The organism is Mesorhizobium sp. WSM4313 (assembly GCF_002294725.1).
Classification (GTDB): domain Bacteria; phylum Pseudomonadota; class Alphaproteobacteria; order Rhizobiales; family Rhizobiaceae; genus Mesorhizobium.
In genome coordinates, this window is the sequence record NZ_NSFT01000006.1 from 108,435 (window position 1) to 124,128 (window position 15,694).

Here is a 15,694-nt window from a genome sequence, read left to right on the forward strand (position 1 = left end):
TCTATTTCAGCGATTTATGAAACGATATTCAAGCCCAGCGTCAAAACCGCCGGCGGTTTTCAACCGCATTCGCCAGCAAACTACTTGCCGCCCTTGCCCTTGCTGTTCTGATGCGAACGCAGGATCCGGTTCTTGAGCACGTTCGAGGACTTGAACGTCATCACCCGGCGCGGCAAGATCGGCACTTCCTCGCCCGTCTTGGGATTGCGGCCGATGCGCTCGTTCTTGGAGCGGACATGGAAGGTGGCGAAGGACGACAGCTTGACCGTCTCACCGCGAACGATGGCTTCGCAGATTTCGTCCAGCACAGCCTCGACAAGTTCCGCCGATTCCGTTCGCGACAAACCAACCTTCCGGTAAACGGCTTCAGCAAGGTCGGCACGCGTAAGTGTCTTTCCCCCCATGCGACCGTCCCATCTGCTCGCAAAAACGTAAATCGATACAGGCAAAGGCTGAGCCTAAGTAATTGATCCGGCAAGGTCAAGGACCGAACCGGCGAGTTCGGCACTTACCAGCGGAGCAACACCGCGCCCCAGGTGAAGCCTCCACCCATCGCCTCGAGAAGAACCAGGTCGCCCTTCTTGATGCGACCGTCGGCGACGGCCACCGACAAAGCGAGCGGCACCGAAGCAGCCGAGGTGTTACCGTGTAAGTCGACAGTGACCACCACTTTCTGCTCGGCAATCCCGAGCTTCTTGGCGGAAGCGTCAATAATCCGTTTATTGGCCTGATGCGGCACGAACCAGTCGAGGTCCTCGGCCGTTATGCCGGCCTCGCTGAAGGTCGCTTCGATGACGTCGGTGATCATGCCGACGGCATGCTTGAACACTTCACGGCCTTCCATCCTCAGATGGCCGACCGTTCCCGTGGTCGAAGGACCCCCGTCGACGAAGAGCTTGTCCTTGTGCACGCCGTCGGAGCGCAGGCTCGCGGCCAGCACGCCGCGATCGGTGATCGCGCCGGCTCCGTCTTCCGCTTCGAGAACCAGCGCGCCGGCGCCGTCGCCGAACAGCACACAGGTCGAGCGGTCGCTCCAGTCGAGGATGCGCGAGAATGTCTCCGAGCCGATCACCAGGACGCGTTTGGCCAGGCCGCCGCGGATATAGAGATCGGCAGTGGCAACGGCGTAAACGAAGCCAGAGCACACGGCCTGCATGTCGAAGGCAAAGCCGTGATGCATGCCGAGCCGGTTCTGGATTTCGACAGCCGTCGCCGGGAACGTGTTGTTGGGCGTCGAGGTCGCCAAGATGATGAGATCGATATCGGCCGGCGTCATGCCGGCGCTGTCGAGCGCGGCCCGCGCCGCATCCTCTCCAAGCGAGGCAGTCGTCTCGTCGTCGGCGGCGACGTGGCGCTGGCGAATGCCGGTGCGCTGGACGATCCACTCGTCGGAGGTCTCGACCATGCCTTCGAAGTCGGCATTCTTCATGATGCGGCGGGGCAGCGCGGCACCGTTGCCGCGCACGACTGATCTGATCAAGGCTCTTTCCTATTCCTCGGCGTCGGCGACGCCGGACTTCCTGTTTGCCTGCGCGGTCGGGTTGCGCGCATGGAACAGATCGAGGTCGGCCTCGATCCGGTCAAGCAGATTGTTGCGTACCATATCGTAGCCGAGCTCGATGGCGGCCGCGAATCCGTCCGAATCGGCGCCGCCATGGCTCTTCACGACGATGCCGTTCAACCCCAGGAAGACGCCACCATTGGAGCGACCGACATCCATTTTCTCGCGCAGCCTGTCGAAGGCGCCCTTGGCGAAGACGTAGCCGATCTTGGCCATGAGCGTGCGGCTCATGGCGGCGCGCAGATAGCCGGCGATCTGCCTTGCAGTGCCCTCGGCGGTCTTGAGCGCGATGTTGCCGGCGAAGCCCTCGGTGACCACCACGTCGACCGTGCCCTTGCCGATATCATCGCCCTCGACGAAGCCGCGATAATTCATCGACGCCATGTTGGCCTCGCGCAACATGCGGCCGGCTTCCTTGACCTCTTCCTGGCCCTTGATCTCCTCGACGCCGACATTGAGCAGACCGACGCTCGGCCGCTCGACGCCAAACACCGAGCGCGCCATGCCGGTACCCAGAATGGCGAAATCGATAAGCTGGTGCGCATCCGCGCCGATGGTGGCGCCGACGTCGAGCACCACGCTTTCGCCGCGCGTCGTCGGCCAGAGCGCCGCGATCGCCGGGCGGTCGATGGTGGCCATCGTGCGCAGGCAGAATTTCGACATCGCCATCAGCGCGCCGGTGTTGCCGGCCGAGACGCAGGCCTGCGCGCCGCCGTTCTTGACCGCTTCGACGGCCTTCCACATCGACGACTTCCAGCGGCCGTGGCGAAGCGCCTGGCTCGGCTTGTCATCCATGCGCACGGCGATCTCGCAATGGACGAACTCGCATATCTCGGCGAGTTTCGGGAACTTGGCGAGCTCTGGGCGCACCACGTCCTCGCGGCCATAGACGACGAAGCGGATGTCAGGGCGGCGGATGGCGACGGTCATCAGCGCCGGGATGACCACGCTTGGTCCGTGATCGCCGCCCATGGCATCGATGGAAATCCTGATCACGTAGTGCTTTTCTCACGGTTTGCCTGGCTTGCGGCGGACGCCTGCCGAGGTAAGGGGCCTCGCGAAGGTTCGGCGAAAATAACGGTTTTGTGCCTGCGCACAACCAACTTTTCCAAAATCCGGACCACCCTCAGGATTTCCCAAGCAGCGAACGCAGCTTTTTCTGGAATTCGCTTTCCTCGGTCTGATCGTCGCCGGCAACGTCGAGCGAGGCTCCCGACTTGCGCGGATAAGGGTCGATAGCCAGACCGAAAAACTGTTCGGCCAGCCCGCCGACATCGATGGTGTCGCCGGAAAATGTCTCCGGACTGTCCGGCCCGTCGGCGTCGAGGACGATCTCGCCGCCGCCTTCGAAACCTTCGCGCCCAAGCTTCGACTGCTCGGGCAGAAACAGCGCCTCGACGGCCTCGTCGATATGCGCGGCGACCGGATCCAGGGTGACGATGCAAGCTTGCGTGATGTCGGCCGCGACGCGACCGGTGACCTTGACGCCATTGCGCTTCCAGGGAACCACAAGCAGTTCGGCGCGATAGCTCTCGACCGAAAGCAGATCATAGTCGGCGGCAAGCGCCTCGCGCTGGCGCTCATCGGCCTCGACAAGGACAGGCAAGCCCTTTTGCGGCAGGCGCGCGACATTGGCGACGAAGGATACCGGGCTGCGCAGTTCGGCGCCTTTCATGCCGGCCTCCTTCACGCTGCCCCGGCCGCCGGGAACGCGGCGGTGCCGGCGGCGATCGATTCGGTCGGCTGGGCGGCAAGCTTGTGCGAGGCCTCGCAGACATAGTCCGCCAGCAGCGGCGCCTGCGGCCAGGGGCCGGAGTCCGGCCTGACGTTGCGCGCAAGCGCCGCCGCAAGCGCCACCCGATCATCTTCCTTGAGCGCTTGGTCATAGGCAGCCGTACGGCCGTAAAACATCTTTGCCAGCTTCTTCATGCGTTTGGGCACGCCGACATCGCCGATGCCAAGTTCGCGCAGCGAATGCTCGACATCGAGGAAGAACTCGTCGATCAGCACTTGCGCGACCTCGGCGGCCACGCCTTGCCCGCCATGCAGCCGGTGCTGGACGAGATACATATGCAGCGACAGCATCTCGAAGCGGCCGAGCGGCGTATCCGGCACATTCCAGTCGGAATAAAACACCGTTTGCCGCGCCGCCGCCACGATTTGTGCGTAGAGCGCGTCGGTGATAGCGCGGTTGGCATTGCGTTCGCGGCCAAAAAGGCGCTGGAACATTGAGGGCGGTCTCCCGGGGACCTGTTGTTTGATTTGGCCTTGTTGCATCGGCATGCAAGCTGGTTTACCGGTTTTGCGGCCCAGCGCAAGTTGCGGGGATGTGATGGAGATTTGTTGTTGGGTGCGCTGAAATTCAAGTCGTTCTTTGCGCCCGCCCCAGTGGGCGCGGCTTCGCTGCTGGTAATGGTGTCAGCGCTTTCCGCCTGCAATTCGTCCAAGATGTTCGGAGATCTCCATCCGAGCGAGACGCTGACGAAAGGCTACGTCATCGACCAACAGGCGATCGATTCGGTGCCGGTCGGATCGAGCCGCGAGCAGGTGCTTCTGGCGCTGGGCACGCCGTCGACGACGGCGACCTTCGACAACGAGGCCTTCTACTACATCTCGCAAACGCGCAAGCGCTATGTCGCCTTCGACAACCCGCGCATCATCGACCAGCACGTGCTGGCGGTCTATTTCGGCGCTGACGGCCGCGTCACCCAGATCGCCAATTACGGTCTCAAGGACGGCAAGGTCTTCGACTTCATATCGCGGACGACGCCGACCGGCGGCAAGGATCAGAACTTCCTGAGCCAGGTCATCAGCGGCGCCAGCAAGCTGGCGCCCGGCATTCCCGGCGGCGGTAGCGGCGGTACGCCCTGAGTTCGCTCGCCCGGCAACCTGACTGAACGAAAGACCTCGATCGACGGTCTTTCGTCGCCTGCCGGCGACCGTCCGACTGCGCTTGCCTATGCCCGTATAGCCACGTATGACGCTTTGGCGATTTCCGGGGGGGCTGGATATGAGCAACAACGATCGTACCGTACCGCAGGGCTGGATGGCCACCGGCACGCCTGACCAACAGACGGTGACGCCGGACTGGCTCGCCGTCGATGCGCCGCCGATCGAGGGCGTCACATTCAAGGAAATCAGACCCGTCGCGACTTCCAACGGCTACCTGACCGAGATCTTTCGCGAGGAATGGGCTCTCGATCAATCGCCGGTCGGGCAAGTGTTTCAGCGCACAATGTATCCGGGCGCAGTGACGGGCTGGCACGCACATGCAGTGACTCTCGACCGCCTGTTCTGCTGCGCCGGCAGCGTGCGGATATCGCTTTTCGACGGGCGCAAGGCTTCGCCCAGTTTCGGCACGGTCTGGCACAAGATCGTGGGCGCATCGCGACCGGCAATCGTCACCATTCCGCCCGGCGTCTGGCACGGTGTCGTCGCCCTCGGACCGGAGACAGCGTTGCTGCTCAACCTTGTCGACAAGGCTTACGCCTATGACGCGCCCGACCATTGGCGCCTGCCGCCCGATACGGAACAAATCCCCTACAAGCTGGTGTAGTGTGGAAAAGGGCGGTCAAGGCTCGCCAATCGGACCGATCGAACCGCTGGTCTCGATCGTGATGGCGACGCACAATCGTCCGGCGGTGCTGCATCAAGCCCTGAAGAGCCTCATTGGTCAGACCCTGCAGGACTGGGAGGCCATAGTCATCGGCGATGCGTGCCGCCCTGACACCGCGGCCACCGTCGCTGCATTCGAAGACGCCCGCATCTGCTATATCGACCTTCCCGTGAACTTCGGCGAGCAGTCGGGTCCGAACAATATCGGCTTTGCCCGGGCCCGCGGCCGCTTCGTCGCCATCTTGAACCATGACGACCTGTGGTTCCCCGACCATCTGGCGTCCATGTGCGGCTGGATCGACGCCACCGGTGCCGATGTGGTGATCGCCCGAGGTGCAGTCATCGAGTCGTCCGCGAGCAAAGGCTCCAGGCATATGATCCTCGGGATGGGTCGGGACGGCTTCTACGACCCAGTCACCACTGTCGGATTCGGTTCCGCGCAAATGATCCGGCGGACGTCGCTGCCAACGCTTGGGCCATGGCGCCCGGCCAGCCAGTGCGTTTGCGAGAGTTCCCAGGACTGGCTGTTCCGTGCCTGGCGCAAGGGTGCGGTGATCGCGACAATGCCCCATCTAACCGTGCTCATGCTGCATTCGGGCAAGCGCGAAGGCAGCTATGCGCGAGATACGGCGCGGGAACAGGAAGAACTGATGGACGCGATGGATGCGCCAGACGCGTTGCGGGTCAGGATTCTCGGCAACGCCGAGGAACCTGCCCCCCTTAAGCGCTCCCGCTATCTCAAACGCAGGCTGCTGGCCATGCTTGGCATACATCCGCGGGCGCGGTCCTTCCGTCGCCAATATCGCCGCGGCGCGTTCATTGCCATGTTGCGCCGGACACGCGGCTTGCCGCCGATGCCCGAACGAGAACCAGACGCCAACGCGTTGCTGGCCCGCTATCGCCGTGGCGGCGAAAGGCCGGAAGGCGGTTGAGTGCTCCCCGGGGCGGAAAGCATGAAGGATGTCATGCCGAAAAACAAAGCCCGCGGGATCGCTCCCGCGGGCTTTGTCATGGAATAGCCGCCGCGATCAGCCGTGCGCGAGCACGGCGAGCAGAAGCAGCGCGACGATGTTGGTAATCTTGATCGCCGGGTTGACGGCCGGGCCGGCGGTGTCCTTGTAGGGATCGCCGACGGTGTCGCCGGTGACCGAGGCCTTGTGCGCTTCCGAACCCTTCAGGTGCTTGACGCCGTCCTTGTCGGTAAAGCCGTCCTCGAACGACTTCTTGGCGTTGTCCCAGGCGCCGCCGCCGGAGGTCATCGAGATGGCGACGAAGAGGCCGTTGACGATGACGCCGAGCAGCGAGGCGCCGAGCGCCGCGAAGGCCGAGGCCTTCGAACCCGAGATCAGAAGCACGCCGAAATAGACGACGAGCGGCGCCAGCACCGGGAGCAGCGACGGGATGATCATTTCCCGGATCGCCGCCCTGGTCAGGATGTCGACGGCGCGCGCATAGTTCGGCTTCGAGGTGCCGGCCATGATGCCCTTGTCCTCGCGGAACTGCTTGCGCACTTCCTCGACGATGGAGCCCGCGGCGCGACCGACGGCGGTCATCGCGATACCGCCGAACAGATAGGGGATCAGGCCGCCGAAGATGAGGCCGGCGACGACATACGGGTTGGAGAGATCGAACGAGATCTCGCCTATGCCCTGGAAGTAGGGGTACTTATCGCCATTGGCGGCAAAGAACCTGAGATCATTCGAGTAGGCGGCGAACAGCACCAGCGCGCCGAGGCCGGCCGAGCCGATGGCATAGCCCTTGGTCACGGCCTTGGTGGTGTTGCCGACGGCGTCGAGCGCATCGGTCGAGTGGCGCACTTCCTTCGGCAGGCCGGCCATTTCGGCAATGCCGCCGGCATTGTCGGTGACCGGGCCGAAAGCGTCGAGCGCCACAATCATGCCGGCCAGCCCGAGCATGGTGGTGACCGCGATCGCTGTGCCGAAAAGGCCGCCGAGCTGATAGGTGGCGATGATGCCGCCGACGATGACGATGGCCGGCAGCGCCGTCGATTCCAGCGAGACCGCGAGGCCCTGGATGACGTTGGTGCCGTGGCCGGTCACCGACGCCTGAGCGATCGAGTTCACCGGACGCTTGTTGGTGCCGGTGTAGTATTCCGTGATCACGACAATCAAGCCGGTCACAGCCAAGCCGATCAGGCCGCAGATGAACAGGTTCTTGCCGGTGATGACGATGCCGGCGACCGTGCCGACCTCGCCCCAGCCGAGCGTGGCCGATGTAGCGGCGGCGAGGCCGACGATCGACAGCAGGCCGGTGACGATCAGGCCCTTATAGAGCGCGCCCATGATCGAGCCGTTGGAACCCAGCTTGACGAAGAAGGTGCCGACGATCGAGGTCAGGATGCAGGCGCCGCAGATGGCCAGCGGATAGAGCATCGCGGCCCCCAGCATCGCGGTACCGCCGAAGAAGATGGCGGCGAGCACCATGGTGGCGACGACGGTCACCGCATAGGTCTCGAACAGATCGGCGGCCATGCCGGCGCAGTCGCCAACATTGTCGCCGACATTGTCGGCGATGGTGGCCGGGTTGCGCGGATCGTCTTCGGGGATACCGGCCTCGACCTTGCCGACGAGATCGCCGCCGACGTCGGCGCCCTTGGTGAAGATGCCGCCGCCGAGACGGGCGAAGATCGAGATCAGCGAGGCGCCGAAGCCGAGGGCGACGAGCGAGTCGATGACGACGCGGTCGTTCGGCTGCAGGCCCATCGGGCCGGTCAGGATGAAGTAGTAGATCGAGACGCCAAGCAGCGCCAGGCCCGCTACCAGCATGCCGGTGATGGCGCCCGACTTGAAGGCGATGTCGAGGCCGGCGGCAAGGCTGTTCGAAGCGGCTTGCGCGGTTCGCACATTGGCGCGCACCGAGACATGCATGCCGATGAAACCGGCGGCGCCCGAGAGCACCGCGCCGATCAGGAAGCCGATGGCGGCGGTGATCGAAAGCAGCCACCAGGCAAGCAGAAGCACGACAATGCCGACGACGGCGATGGTGGTGTACTGGCGCGCCAGATAGGCCTGGGCGCCTTCGCGGATGGCCGCGGAGATTTCCTGCATGCGCTGATTGCCCTGATCGGACGCAAGGACCGAACGTGTCGCCCAGATGGCGTACAGAACTGACAGCAAGCCGCAGGCGATGACGGCGGTAATGATGGTCATTGCCGGATTTTCCTCGATTGTTGGCCCAAAAGAACCCCTCCCTGGGCCGTTGGAACGGAGACGGATGCCGCGCACGGATTCCACCCCTTGGCTGGGGTGTATGCGAAACAGGGCTTGGAACGTCAAGATATTGTTCGGTTTTTGCCCGGCTTTCGCCCAAAAGAAGAGGGCAATAAACGTTATGCCAGCGCGAGCCCGGAATTAGATCGATTGAAATGACGTTGAGGCACCTTTCGCCCAACCCGCAGACGTAGCGTTATTCCGTCCTCTGCCCCATGCGCCGCGCGGCGTAGCGTTCGATCGCCGACAGGCCGTCATAGATCAGCACGGCAAGCGCCGCGACGATCAGGCCGCCCTGCAGCACGAAGGCAAGGTTGTTCGAGATCAGGCCGGCGATTATCACCTCGCCGAGCGTTTTGGCGGCAACCGTCGAGCCGATGGTCGCGGTGGCGAGGCTGATGACCACCGAGAGCCGGATGCCGCCGAGGATCACCGGGGCGCTCAGCGGCAGCTCGACCTTCATCAGCCTTTGCCAGCCAGTCATGCCTGCGCCGCGCGCCGCTTCCATCACGTTGCCGGGCAGGTTGGTGAGCGCCGTCAGCGCATTCTCGAAGATCGGCAGCAGGCCGTAGAGGAAGAGCGCGATCAGCGTCGGCTTCTCGCCGAAGCCGACGGCCGGCACAGCAAGCGCCAGCACCGCAACCGGCGGGAAGGTCTGGCCGATATTGACCAGGCTGCGCGACAAGGGCAGGAACTCGGCGCCGGCCGGCCTGGTGACCAGGATGGCTAAAGCCACGGCCACGATCGTCGCCGCCACTGTCGCCATCAGCACGATCCGCAGATGCTGCAATGTCAGCGTCAGCAGGCTGCCCTGGTTGTAGATCGCCGGCGCGCCATTCTCGGTCAGCGGTTTCAGCAGCGGCTCGAACCAGTTCGGGCTGGTGATGAAGACCGCCAGCAGCAAGAGAACAGCCAGCCTCAGCAGCGCAGGCAGCCAGGCTTTCATTGCGGCCTCGCCGCACGTTTGACCAGGCCTTCGATGGTGACGCGGCCGAGCAGCTTGCCGTCGGCGCCTTTCACCGGCAGCGCCGGGCGTCCCGACCACAAGAGCTCGGCCAGGGCGTCGCGCTGCGTGGCTTCGCCGGGGATCGCCTCGCCTTCGGCACTGCCGGGCTCCACGGCGTCGCGCACTGGCCCCAGCGACAGCAGCCGGAACGGCCTTTCGCTGGCGCCGACTAGTGTCTCGACAAAGCCGTTTGCCGGTCTGGCCAGAATCTCCGCCGGTCTTGCGTATTGCACCAGCTTGCCGGCATCCATGACGGCTATTTTGTCGCCCAGATGCACGGCTTCTTCCATGTCGTGGGTGACGAGGATGATGGTGGTGCCGAAGCGCTTCTGGATCGCCAGCAGATCCTCCTGCGCCTTGGTGCGAATGATCGGGTCGAGCGCGCCGAAGGGTTCATCCATCAAAAGCACGTTGGGCTCGGCGGCTAAAGCGCGGGCAACGCCGACGCGCTGCTGCTGGCCGCCGGAAAGCTCGTGCGGGTAACGCGGCCCGTAAGCCTGCGGGTCGAGCTGGTAGAGCGTCATCAACTCGTCGACGCGCGCCTTGATGCGGTCTCGGTCCCAACCGAGCAGCAACGGCACGGTGGCGATGTTCTGCGCTACCGTGCGGTGTGGAAACAGGCCATGCCCCTGGATGGCGTAGCCGATGCTGCGGCGCAGCTGATAGCCGGGCACCGAGCGGTTGTCGGCACCGTCGAGCTTGATGACACCGGAGGTCGGCTCGACCAGCCGATTGATCATCCGGAGCAGCGTCGTCTTGCCGGACCCCGACGTGCCGACGATGGTTGCGACGGTTCGAGGCTCGATGACCATCGAAACATTGTCGACCACCGTCGTCTCGTCATAGCGCTTGGTGATGCCTTCGATTTCGATCATGCCGTTTCAACCCTGCGCTTGGTGGCGGTCATCTCGATGACCGCGTCGAGGATGATCGCCGCAGCAAAGGCCAGCGCCACGGTCGGCAGCGCGCCGAGCAGCACCAGATCCATCGCCGTCTGGCCGACACCCTGGAAAACAAACACGCCGAAGCCGCCGCCGCCGATCAGCGCGGCGATAGTGGCAAGCCCGATGTTCTGAACAAGCACGATGCGGATGCCGGTCAGGATCACCGGAAAGGCGAGCGGGAACTCGACATCGAAGAGGCGCTGGCGATCGGTCATGCCCATGCCGCGCGCGGCGTCGTTGGCGACGCGTGGCACGCCGGCGAGTCCCACCACGGTGTTGGCCACCACCGGCAGCAGCGAATAGAGGAACAGCGCGACAAAGGCCGGCGCGGTGCCGATGCCCCTGATGCCGACCGCGGCGGCACCCGGCACGTGCAGGGCGACCCAGCCGAGCGGCGCGATCAGCAGGCCAAAGAGCGCGATCGACGGAATGGTCTGGATGATGTTGAGCACGTTCAGCACCCCTGCCCGCAGCTTCTCGACACGATGGCACAAGATGCCGAGCGGTATCCCGACCACGACCGCGCCGGCCAGCGAGCCAAGCGCCAGCGTGACGTGCTTGGAAGCTTCGGCCCAGAAACTGTCGGCGCGGCCTGCATATTCCTTGAGGATGGAAAGACTGTCCCAACGTCCCGAAACGAGCAGCGCGGCAATGGCCGAAGCGGCAAGCACGAGCACGCCGACGCGCGCTCTGGGCGACAGGTTCAGCCTGGTCAGCACATCGGCGAGGAGCAAGGTGAAGGCAAAGATCAGCAGCCAGAAACCCGAAGCCGGCGAGACGCGAGCGAAAGTGTTGCCGGCGGGCGTCAGAAAACCGCCGGCAACACCGATCAGGACCGAGAGCGCGACCAGCGCCACGACGCCGGCGATCAGCCTGAGCAAAAGCGGCGTCCTGAGCAGGGCGACGATCGCGGCCCCTGTCACTATCGCCAGCAATAGCATGCCAAGCATGGACGGCAGCGCTTCCAGGATCGAGCGCGCCTGCCCCGGCACGATACGGTTGGCGCGGAACGTGGCGAACGGGGCGAGGAACGCGGCGTAGGCCACGATCGCGGCAATGACGACGCCGAGCTTGTCGAGGCGCAGGGTCATGACGCGCGTTTGCGCGAGGCGCCCCCCTCTGGCCTACCGGCCATCTCCCCCTCTATGGGGGAGATCAGATGTCGCGAGGGCCTTCGCCAATCACCAAGGCCGGAGAAGGGAGCGAGGCGCAGCAACAGCCAATCTCCCCCCTTGAGGGGGAGATGTCCGGCAGGACAGAGGGGGGCGCCTCGCAACGACTTCTCGCTTTTCAAGGCGGGCTTATCTTACTTCAAAAACCCGTTCTTCTTCAAAAAATCCTCCGCGACCCCCTTCGCCGGCTCGCCGCCCAGCTGAACGCGGCCGTTGAGCCCCTGCAACGTGACGAGATCGAGCTTGGCGAAGACCGGCTTCAGCAGCGTCTCGATCTCGGGATGCTGCTTCAGGACCTCTTCCCGGATGATCGGTGCGGGCTGATAGACGGGCTGCACAGCCTTGTCGTCCTCGAGCACGACGAGGCCGGAAGGCTGGATGCCGCCATCGGTACCATAGACCATGGCGGCGTTGGCGCCGTTGGTCTGGTTGGCGGCGGCTGCGATGGTCGCCGCGGTATCGCCACCGGAGAGCGTGATCAGCTGATCCGGCTTCAGCGTGAAGCCGTATGTCGTCTGGAAGGCCGGGAGCGCCGCCGCCGAATTGACGAACTCGGCGGAGGCCGCCAGCACAACCTTGCCGCCGCCCGCGACGTATTTGCCGAAGTCGGTCAAGGTGACGAGCTTGTTCTCGTCCGCCACTTCCTTGCGCAGCGCGATCGCCCAGGTGTTGTTGGCCGGCGACGGCGATAGCCAGACGATTTTGTTGGCATCATAGTCGAGCTTCTTGGCGGTTTCGTAGCCCTTGGCGGCGTCCTTCCAGACCGGATCGTCTGCCTTCTGGAAGAAGAAGGCGGCATTGCCGGTATATTCGGGATAGATGTCGATCTCGCCAGCGGTGATCGCCTTGCGCACCACGGGCGTCGCGCCGAGTTGGATCCGGTCGGTCGTCTTGATGTTGTTGGCGTTGAGCACGAGCTGGATGATATTGCCCAGCACCCCGCCTTCGGTATCGATCTTCGAGGAGACGACCACCTGGGCGCTGGCCGAGGCAGTGGCAAGGCCGAGCGCAACGGCTGCTACGGCGAGCTTTCCGATTGAAAACATTGTGAAATCCCTTGCTGTGAACCGATTGATCGGTGGCTGTATATGAGCACGGCTATGACGGGCAGTCGGGGTACACGGTTTCATAACTTGGGGGACAGGCGCAATAATTTTGTTCGATCCGACATAAGCACTGTTCCACCCGACATAGCGCGATGCCGACCTGAGGCCGGCTGGCGGCTTACCCTGTTTTGCGAAATATTGGGAAAGGCGGGTCGGCGGCCAAAACAGGAGTGTGTCATGGCCAAGCACAAAGTCGGCTACCTCATCGGCAGCCTCGCCAAGGGCTCCATCAACCGCAAGCTTGCGAAGGCTCTCGTCAAACTGGCGCCGCCGGAACTTGAGATGACGGAAATCCCCTTCAAGGACTTGCCGCTCTACAGCTACGACTATGACGCCGCCTTCCCGCCTGTCGCCCTGGAGTTCAAGAAAGCCATCGCATCCGTCCAGGCGGTGCTTTTCGTCACGCCGGAGTACAACCGATCGATCCCCGGCGGCCTGAAGAATGCAATCGACTGGGCCAGCCGGCCCTACGGCAAGAACTCCTTTGCCCGCAAACCGACTGCCGTCATCGGAACATCGCCGGGCGCGATCGCAACCGCGGTCGCCCAACAGAGCCTGCGCAGCGTGCTCAGCTTCTGCAACGCGCCCCAGATGAACTCGCCCGAAGCCTACATTCAGTTCACCCCGGGGCTGATCACCGACGATGGCGAGGTGACGGTGGCGTCAACAGAGACATTCCTGCGCAACTATATGCAGGAGTTCCACATGTTCATCGCGCGGGTCCTGCAGGTGCTCCCCCCGGATGCCTGACGCCGGTCGTTCAGGCAGGTTGTTCAAGAGGCCGGAAGAGCTGGTCGGGCGCCTTCTTCAAGATTTGGGAGCGCCCACCAACTTCAACGTGCCGAGCGCGGCAAAGCAGAGCGCGACGACCGGGAAGACGATCCAGTTCAGCATGGTCCAGCCCCAGGCGTTGTAAATCGCGCCCGACATCAGCGAGGCAAAGGCGACGGAGCCGAACAGGACAAAGTCGTGGAAACCCTGGACCTTGCTCTTCTCGGAGGGCCGGTAGCTGGCCGCGACCATTGCGGTGGCGCCGATGAAGCCGAAATTCCAGCCGAGCCCGAGCAAGATCAGCGCCGTCCAGAACTGCCACAGCGCCAAGCCGGAAAGCGCCACGGCAGCACAGCCGATCAGCAAGGCAAGGCCAGTGGCGACGATGCGCTCGGCGCCGAAGCGATGGATCAGCGTACCGGTGAAGAAGCTTGGCCCGAACATGGCCATGACGTGCCAGGAAATGCCAAGCGTGGCATTGTCTTCAGACAGACCGCAGCCGACCATGGCGAGCGGCGCGCCGGTCATGACGAAGCTCATCAGCGCGTAGCTGCCGACGGTGCAGAACAACGCGGCGACGAAACGCGGCTGGGCGACAATTTCAATCAACGGGCGGGCATCGCTTGCAGCGGTTTCAGTGACGGCGCCGGTCCGGGAGGAAACCCGCAGGAACGACAGGATGAGCGCGCCGACCGCCGCCAGGGGCAGGATTGAGGCGAAGGACCCGGCAAACATTACCGGAGCCAGCAATTCACGCGTGTAGATGACGATCTGCGGCCCGAGGACGGCAGTGATGATGCCGCCCGCCAGCACGAAGGAGATGGCGCGCGCCTTGAATTCCGGCGGCGCATTGTCGGCAGCCGCGAAGCGGAATTGCTGGACGAAAGCGCCACCGACGCCAATGACGCAGAGGCCGAAGGCGAACAGCCAGAAGCTTGCCTGGAAGAGCGCGAGCGTCGCGACCAGGCCACCGAGCGCGGTGACGATAGTGCCTGTCATGAAGCCGCCGCGATGGCCGAGCCGGCGGATGATGGCAGCGGCCGGCAAGGCTCCCAGCGCCACGCCGATATTGAAACCGGTGACCGGCGCCGTCGCGAGCGACTTGTCTGGACCGAGCAGATATTGCCCGGCGAGCGCGCCCAGCGAAATGGCGATCGGTGCGGCCGAACCGACGATCGCCTGCGCTGCGGCAAGCAGCACCGCCGTGCGACGCCCTTCCCTGCCGGTCTCGGCGAACGCGGCCGTTGCGGTCGTCACGAAGCGTCCTTGCCGCGTCCCTCGCCGCGAACCCGGCGCGAAACGCGATCCAGCACGGCGTTGACCAGCTTCGGCTCGTCTTCCTCGTAAAATGCCTTGGCGATGTCGACATATTCGGAGACGATGACGGCCACCGGCACGTCCTCGCGCTTCATCAGTTCGTAGACGCCGGCGCGAAGGATGGCGCGTAGCGTCGAATCCAGCCGCGACAGCGGCCAGTCCTCGGTGAGCGCCTGGCGGATGACGGGATCGATGGTCTTCTGGTTCTCGACGACGCCCGTCAGGATGGCGCGGAACCATTGCGCGTCGGCCTCGCGATAGAGCGCGCCGTCGACTTCCTTGCCGAGGCGGAAGGCTTCGTATTCGGCCGTGATCTCGAAGACGCCGCTGCCGGCCACATCCATCTGATAGAGCGCCTGGACGGCGGCAAGACGAGCGGCACCACGCTTGTTGGCGTGGCGCACCGCACCGGTCGAGGCGGGATCGGTCACGATTGGGCTCCGAATTTCTCTTTGAGCGCGATCATGGTCAGCGCCGCGCGCGCAGCGAAGCCGCCCTTGTCGCCTTCCGTCTTGCGTGCGCGCGCCCATGCCTGGGCGTCGTTCTCGGTGGTCAGAATGCCGTTGCCGATCGCGATCGCCTCCTGCACCGAAAGGTCCATCAGCGCGCGGCTCGATTCATTGGCGACGATGTCGAAATGATAGGTGTCGCCACGGACGACGGTGCCGAGCGCAACAAAACCGTCGTAATGCGTGCCGCCTTCGGCCGCGCCATCGAGCGCGAAGGTGATGACAGCAGGTATTTCGAGCGAGCCGGGAACCGTGACGACGTCATAGGTGGCGCCGGCCTCATCGAGCGCGCCGGTCGCGCCATCGAGCAGGGCGTCGGCGAGATCGTCGTGAAAGCGCGCTTCGACAATGAGCAGATGCGCCTTCGCCTTCGGGCGAATGAACGCTTTGCCGTGTTGGGATGTGCCAGCCATAAAAGTCTCCGGGGGGTTGCCGGTGACTTAGGCCGAAGCCGGGTTGACCG

At 64.1% G+C, this 15,694-nt stretch carries 17 protein-coding genes; 4 read left to right on the forward strand and 13 right to left on the reverse strand.

Going from position 1 to position 15,694, the window contains the following annotated elements:
• Positions 1-80 precede the first annotated feature (80 nt).
• The 5 genes from CK219_RS15745 to CK219_RS15765 all read right to left on the reverse strand — a co-directional run bounded on the left by CK219_RS15745 (position 81) and on the right by CK219_RS15765 (position 3,790).
• On the reverse strand, positions 81-404 hold the full coding sequence (locus tag CK219_RS15745) for an integration host factor subunit alpha (RefSeq protein ID WP_040983242.1): 324 nt from the start codon (positions 402-404) through the stop codon (positions 81-83).
• A gap of 104 nt (positions 405-508) precedes the next feature.
• Positions 509-1,480, reverse strand: coding sequence for a beta-ketoacyl-ACP synthase III (locus tag CK219_RS15750; protein ID WP_095767671.1), 972 nt, complete (start codon positions 1,478-1,480; stop codon positions 509-511).
• Positions 1,481-1,489: 9 nt separating this feature from the next.
• Positions 1,490-2,557: a phosphate acyltransferase PlsX gene (gene plsX / locus CK219_RS15755; RefSeq protein ID WP_095767672.1), complete on the reverse strand. Its 1,068-nt coding sequence runs from the start codon at positions 2,555-2,557 to the stop codon at positions 1,490-1,492.
• 130 nt (positions 2,558-2,687) lie between these two features.
• Positions 2,688-3,236, reverse strand: a complete 549-nt coding sequence (locus CK219_RS15760; RefSeq protein WP_095767895.1) for a YceD family protein — start codon at positions 3,234-3,236, stop codon at positions 2,688-2,690.
• Between the two features lie 11 nt (positions 3,237-3,247).
• Positions 3,248-3,790, reverse strand: coding sequence for a ubiquinol-cytochrome C chaperone family protein (locus tag CK219_RS15765; RefSeq protein WP_095767673.1), 543 nt, complete (start codon positions 3,788-3,790; stop codon positions 3,248-3,250).
• A gap of 117 nt (positions 3,791-3,907) precedes the next feature.
• On the opposite strand from CK219_RS15765, the gene CK219_RS15770 reads away from it, so the two are divergent.
• The 3 genes from CK219_RS15770 to CK219_RS15780 all read left to right on the forward strand — a co-directional run bounded on the left by CK219_RS15770 (position 3,908) and on the right by CK219_RS15780 (position 6,108).
• On the forward strand, positions 3,908-4,432 hold the full coding sequence (locus tag CK219_RS15770; RefSeq protein WP_095767674.1) for an outer membrane protein assembly factor BamE: 525 nt from the start codon (positions 3,908-3,910) through the stop codon (positions 4,430-4,432).
• A gap of 139 nt (positions 4,433-4,571) precedes the next feature.
• Positions 4,572-5,117 carry a dTDP-4-dehydrorhamnose 3,5-epimerase family protein gene (locus CK219_RS15775; RefSeq protein ID WP_176477025.1) on the forward strand — a complete coding sequence of 182 codons (546 nt, stop codon included), beginning with the start codon at positions 4,572-4,574 and terminating at the stop codon, positions 5,115-5,117.
• 1 nt (position 5,118) lies between these two features.
• Positions 5,119-6,108, forward strand: coding sequence for a glycosyltransferase family 2 protein (locus tag CK219_RS15780; RefSeq protein ID WP_245340491.1), 990 nt, complete (start codon positions 5,119-5,121; stop codon positions 6,106-6,108).
• A gap of 96 nt (positions 6,109-6,204) precedes the next feature.
• Here CK219_RS15780 and CK219_RS15785 read toward each other — a convergent pair whose 3' ends face one another.
• The 5 genes from CK219_RS15785 to CK219_RS15810 all read right to left on the reverse strand — a co-directional run bounded on the left by CK219_RS15785 (position 6,205) and on the right by CK219_RS15810 (position 12,574).
• The gene (locus tag CK219_RS15785) at positions 6,205-8,346 is read right to left on the reverse strand and encodes a sodium-translocating pyrophosphatase (RefSeq protein WP_095767676.1); all 2,142 of its coding nucleotides are present in this window, start codon (positions 8,344-8,346) and stop codon (positions 6,205-6,207) included.
• A gap of 256 nt (positions 8,347-8,602) precedes the next feature.
• Complete coding sequence (locus tag CK219_RS15790; protein WP_095767677.1) at positions 8,603-9,352, reverse strand: ABC transporter permease; 750 nt, start codon at positions 9,350-9,352, stop codon at positions 8,603-8,605.
• Positions 9,349-10,287: an ABC transporter ATP-binding protein gene (locus CK219_RS15795; protein ID WP_095767678.1), complete on the reverse strand. Its 939-nt coding sequence runs from the start codon at positions 10,285-10,287 to the stop codon at positions 9,349-9,351. Before CK219_RS15795 ends, CK219_RS15790 begins: the two co-directional genes overlap by 4 nt.
• Positions 10,284-11,447 (reverse strand): ABC transporter permease, encoded by a 1,164-nt coding sequence (locus tag CK219_RS15800; protein WP_095767679.1) that lies wholly within the window; start codon positions 11,445-11,447, stop codon positions 10,284-10,286. Before CK219_RS15800 ends, CK219_RS15795 begins: the two co-directional genes overlap by 4 nt.
• Before the next feature lie 215 nt (positions 11,448-11,662).
• Complete coding sequence (locus CK219_RS15810; RefSeq protein WP_095767681.1) at positions 11,663-12,574, reverse strand: ABC transporter substrate-binding protein; 912 nt, start codon at positions 12,572-12,574, stop codon at positions 11,663-11,665.
• Positions 12,575-12,811: 237 nt separating this feature from the next.
• Between CK219_RS15810 and CK219_RS15815 the strand changes: the two genes are divergently transcribed.
• Positions 12,812-13,384, forward strand: a complete 573-nt coding sequence (locus CK219_RS15815; RefSeq protein WP_095767682.1) for an NADPH-dependent FMN reductase — start codon at positions 12,812-12,814, stop codon at positions 13,382-13,384.
• A gap of 57 nt (positions 13,385-13,441) precedes the next feature.
• Here CK219_RS15815 and CK219_RS15820 read toward each other — a convergent pair whose 3' ends face one another.
• Genes CK219_RS15820 through ribH form a run of 3 tightly spaced genes read right to left on the reverse strand, consistent with a single transcriptional unit; the run spans position 13,442 to position 15,644 of the window.
• A complete protein-coding gene (locus CK219_RS15820; RefSeq protein WP_095767683.1) occupies positions 13,442-14,662 on the reverse strand; it encodes an MFS transporter in 1,221 nt (406 codons plus the stop codon).
• Complete coding sequence (gene nusB, locus CK219_RS15825) at positions 14,659-15,153, reverse strand: transcription antitermination factor NusB (RefSeq protein WP_095767684.1); 495 nt, start codon at positions 15,151-15,153, stop codon at positions 14,659-14,661. Before nusB ends, CK219_RS15820 begins: the two co-directional genes overlap by 4 nt.
• Positions 15,150-15,644: a 6,7-dimethyl-8-ribityllumazine synthase gene (ribH, locus tag CK219_RS15830; RefSeq protein ID WP_095767685.1), complete on the reverse strand. Its 495-nt coding sequence runs from the start codon at positions 15,642-15,644 to the stop codon at positions 15,150-15,152. Before ribH ends, nusB begins: the two co-directional genes overlap by 4 nt.
• Positions 15,645-15,694 lie beyond the last annotated feature (50 nt).

What these genes read in the sequence shown, in the direction of transcription:
- CK219_RS15760 (WP_095767895.1), bottom strand. Translation starts at nt 3,236, where the DNA reads ATGAAAGGCGCCGAACTGCGCAGCCCGGTATCCTTCGTCGCCAATGTC.
- CK219_RS15815 (WP_095767682.1), top strand. Translation starts at nt 12,812, where the DNA reads ATGGCCAAGCACAAAGTCGGCTACCTCATCGGCAGCCTCGCCAAGGGC.
- CK219_RS15785 (WP_095767676.1), bottom strand. Translation starts at nt 8,346, where the DNA reads ATGACCATCATTACCGCCGTCATCGCCTGCGGCTTGCTGTCAGTTCTG.
- CK219_RS15745 (WP_040983242.1), bottom strand. Translation starts at nt 404, where the DNA reads ATGGGGGGAAAGACACTTACGCGTGCCGACCTTGCTGAAGCCGTTTAC.
- CK219_RS15765 (WP_095767673.1), bottom strand. Translation starts at nt 3,790, where the DNA reads ATGTTCCAGCGCCTTTTTGGCCGCGAACGCAATGCCAACCGCGCTATC.
- CK219_RS15790 (WP_095767677.1), bottom strand. Translation starts at nt 9,352, where the DNA reads ATGAAAGCCTGGCTGCCTGCGCTGCTGAGGCTGGCTGTTCTCTTGCTG.
- CK219_RS15775 (WP_176477025.1), top strand. Translation starts at nt 4,572, where the DNA reads ATGAGCAACAACGATCGTACCGTACCGCAGGGCTGGATGGCCACCGGC.
- CK219_RS15795 (WP_095767678.1), bottom strand. Translation starts at nt 10,287, where the DNA reads ATGATCGAAATCGAAGGCATCACCAAGCGCTATGACGAGACGACGGTG.
- CK219_RS15800 (WP_095767679.1), bottom strand. Translation starts at nt 11,447, where the DNA reads ATGACCCTGCGCCTCGACAAGCTCGGCGTCGTCATTGCCGCGATCGTG.
- CK219_RS15810 (WP_095767681.1), bottom strand. Translation starts at nt 12,574, where the DNA reads ATGTTTTCAATCGGAAAGCTCGCCGTAGCAGCCGTTGCGCTCGGCCTT.
- ribH (WP_095767685.1), bottom strand. Translation starts at nt 15,644, where the DNA reads ATGGCTGGCACATCCCAACACGGCAAAGCGTTCATTCGCCCGAAGGCG.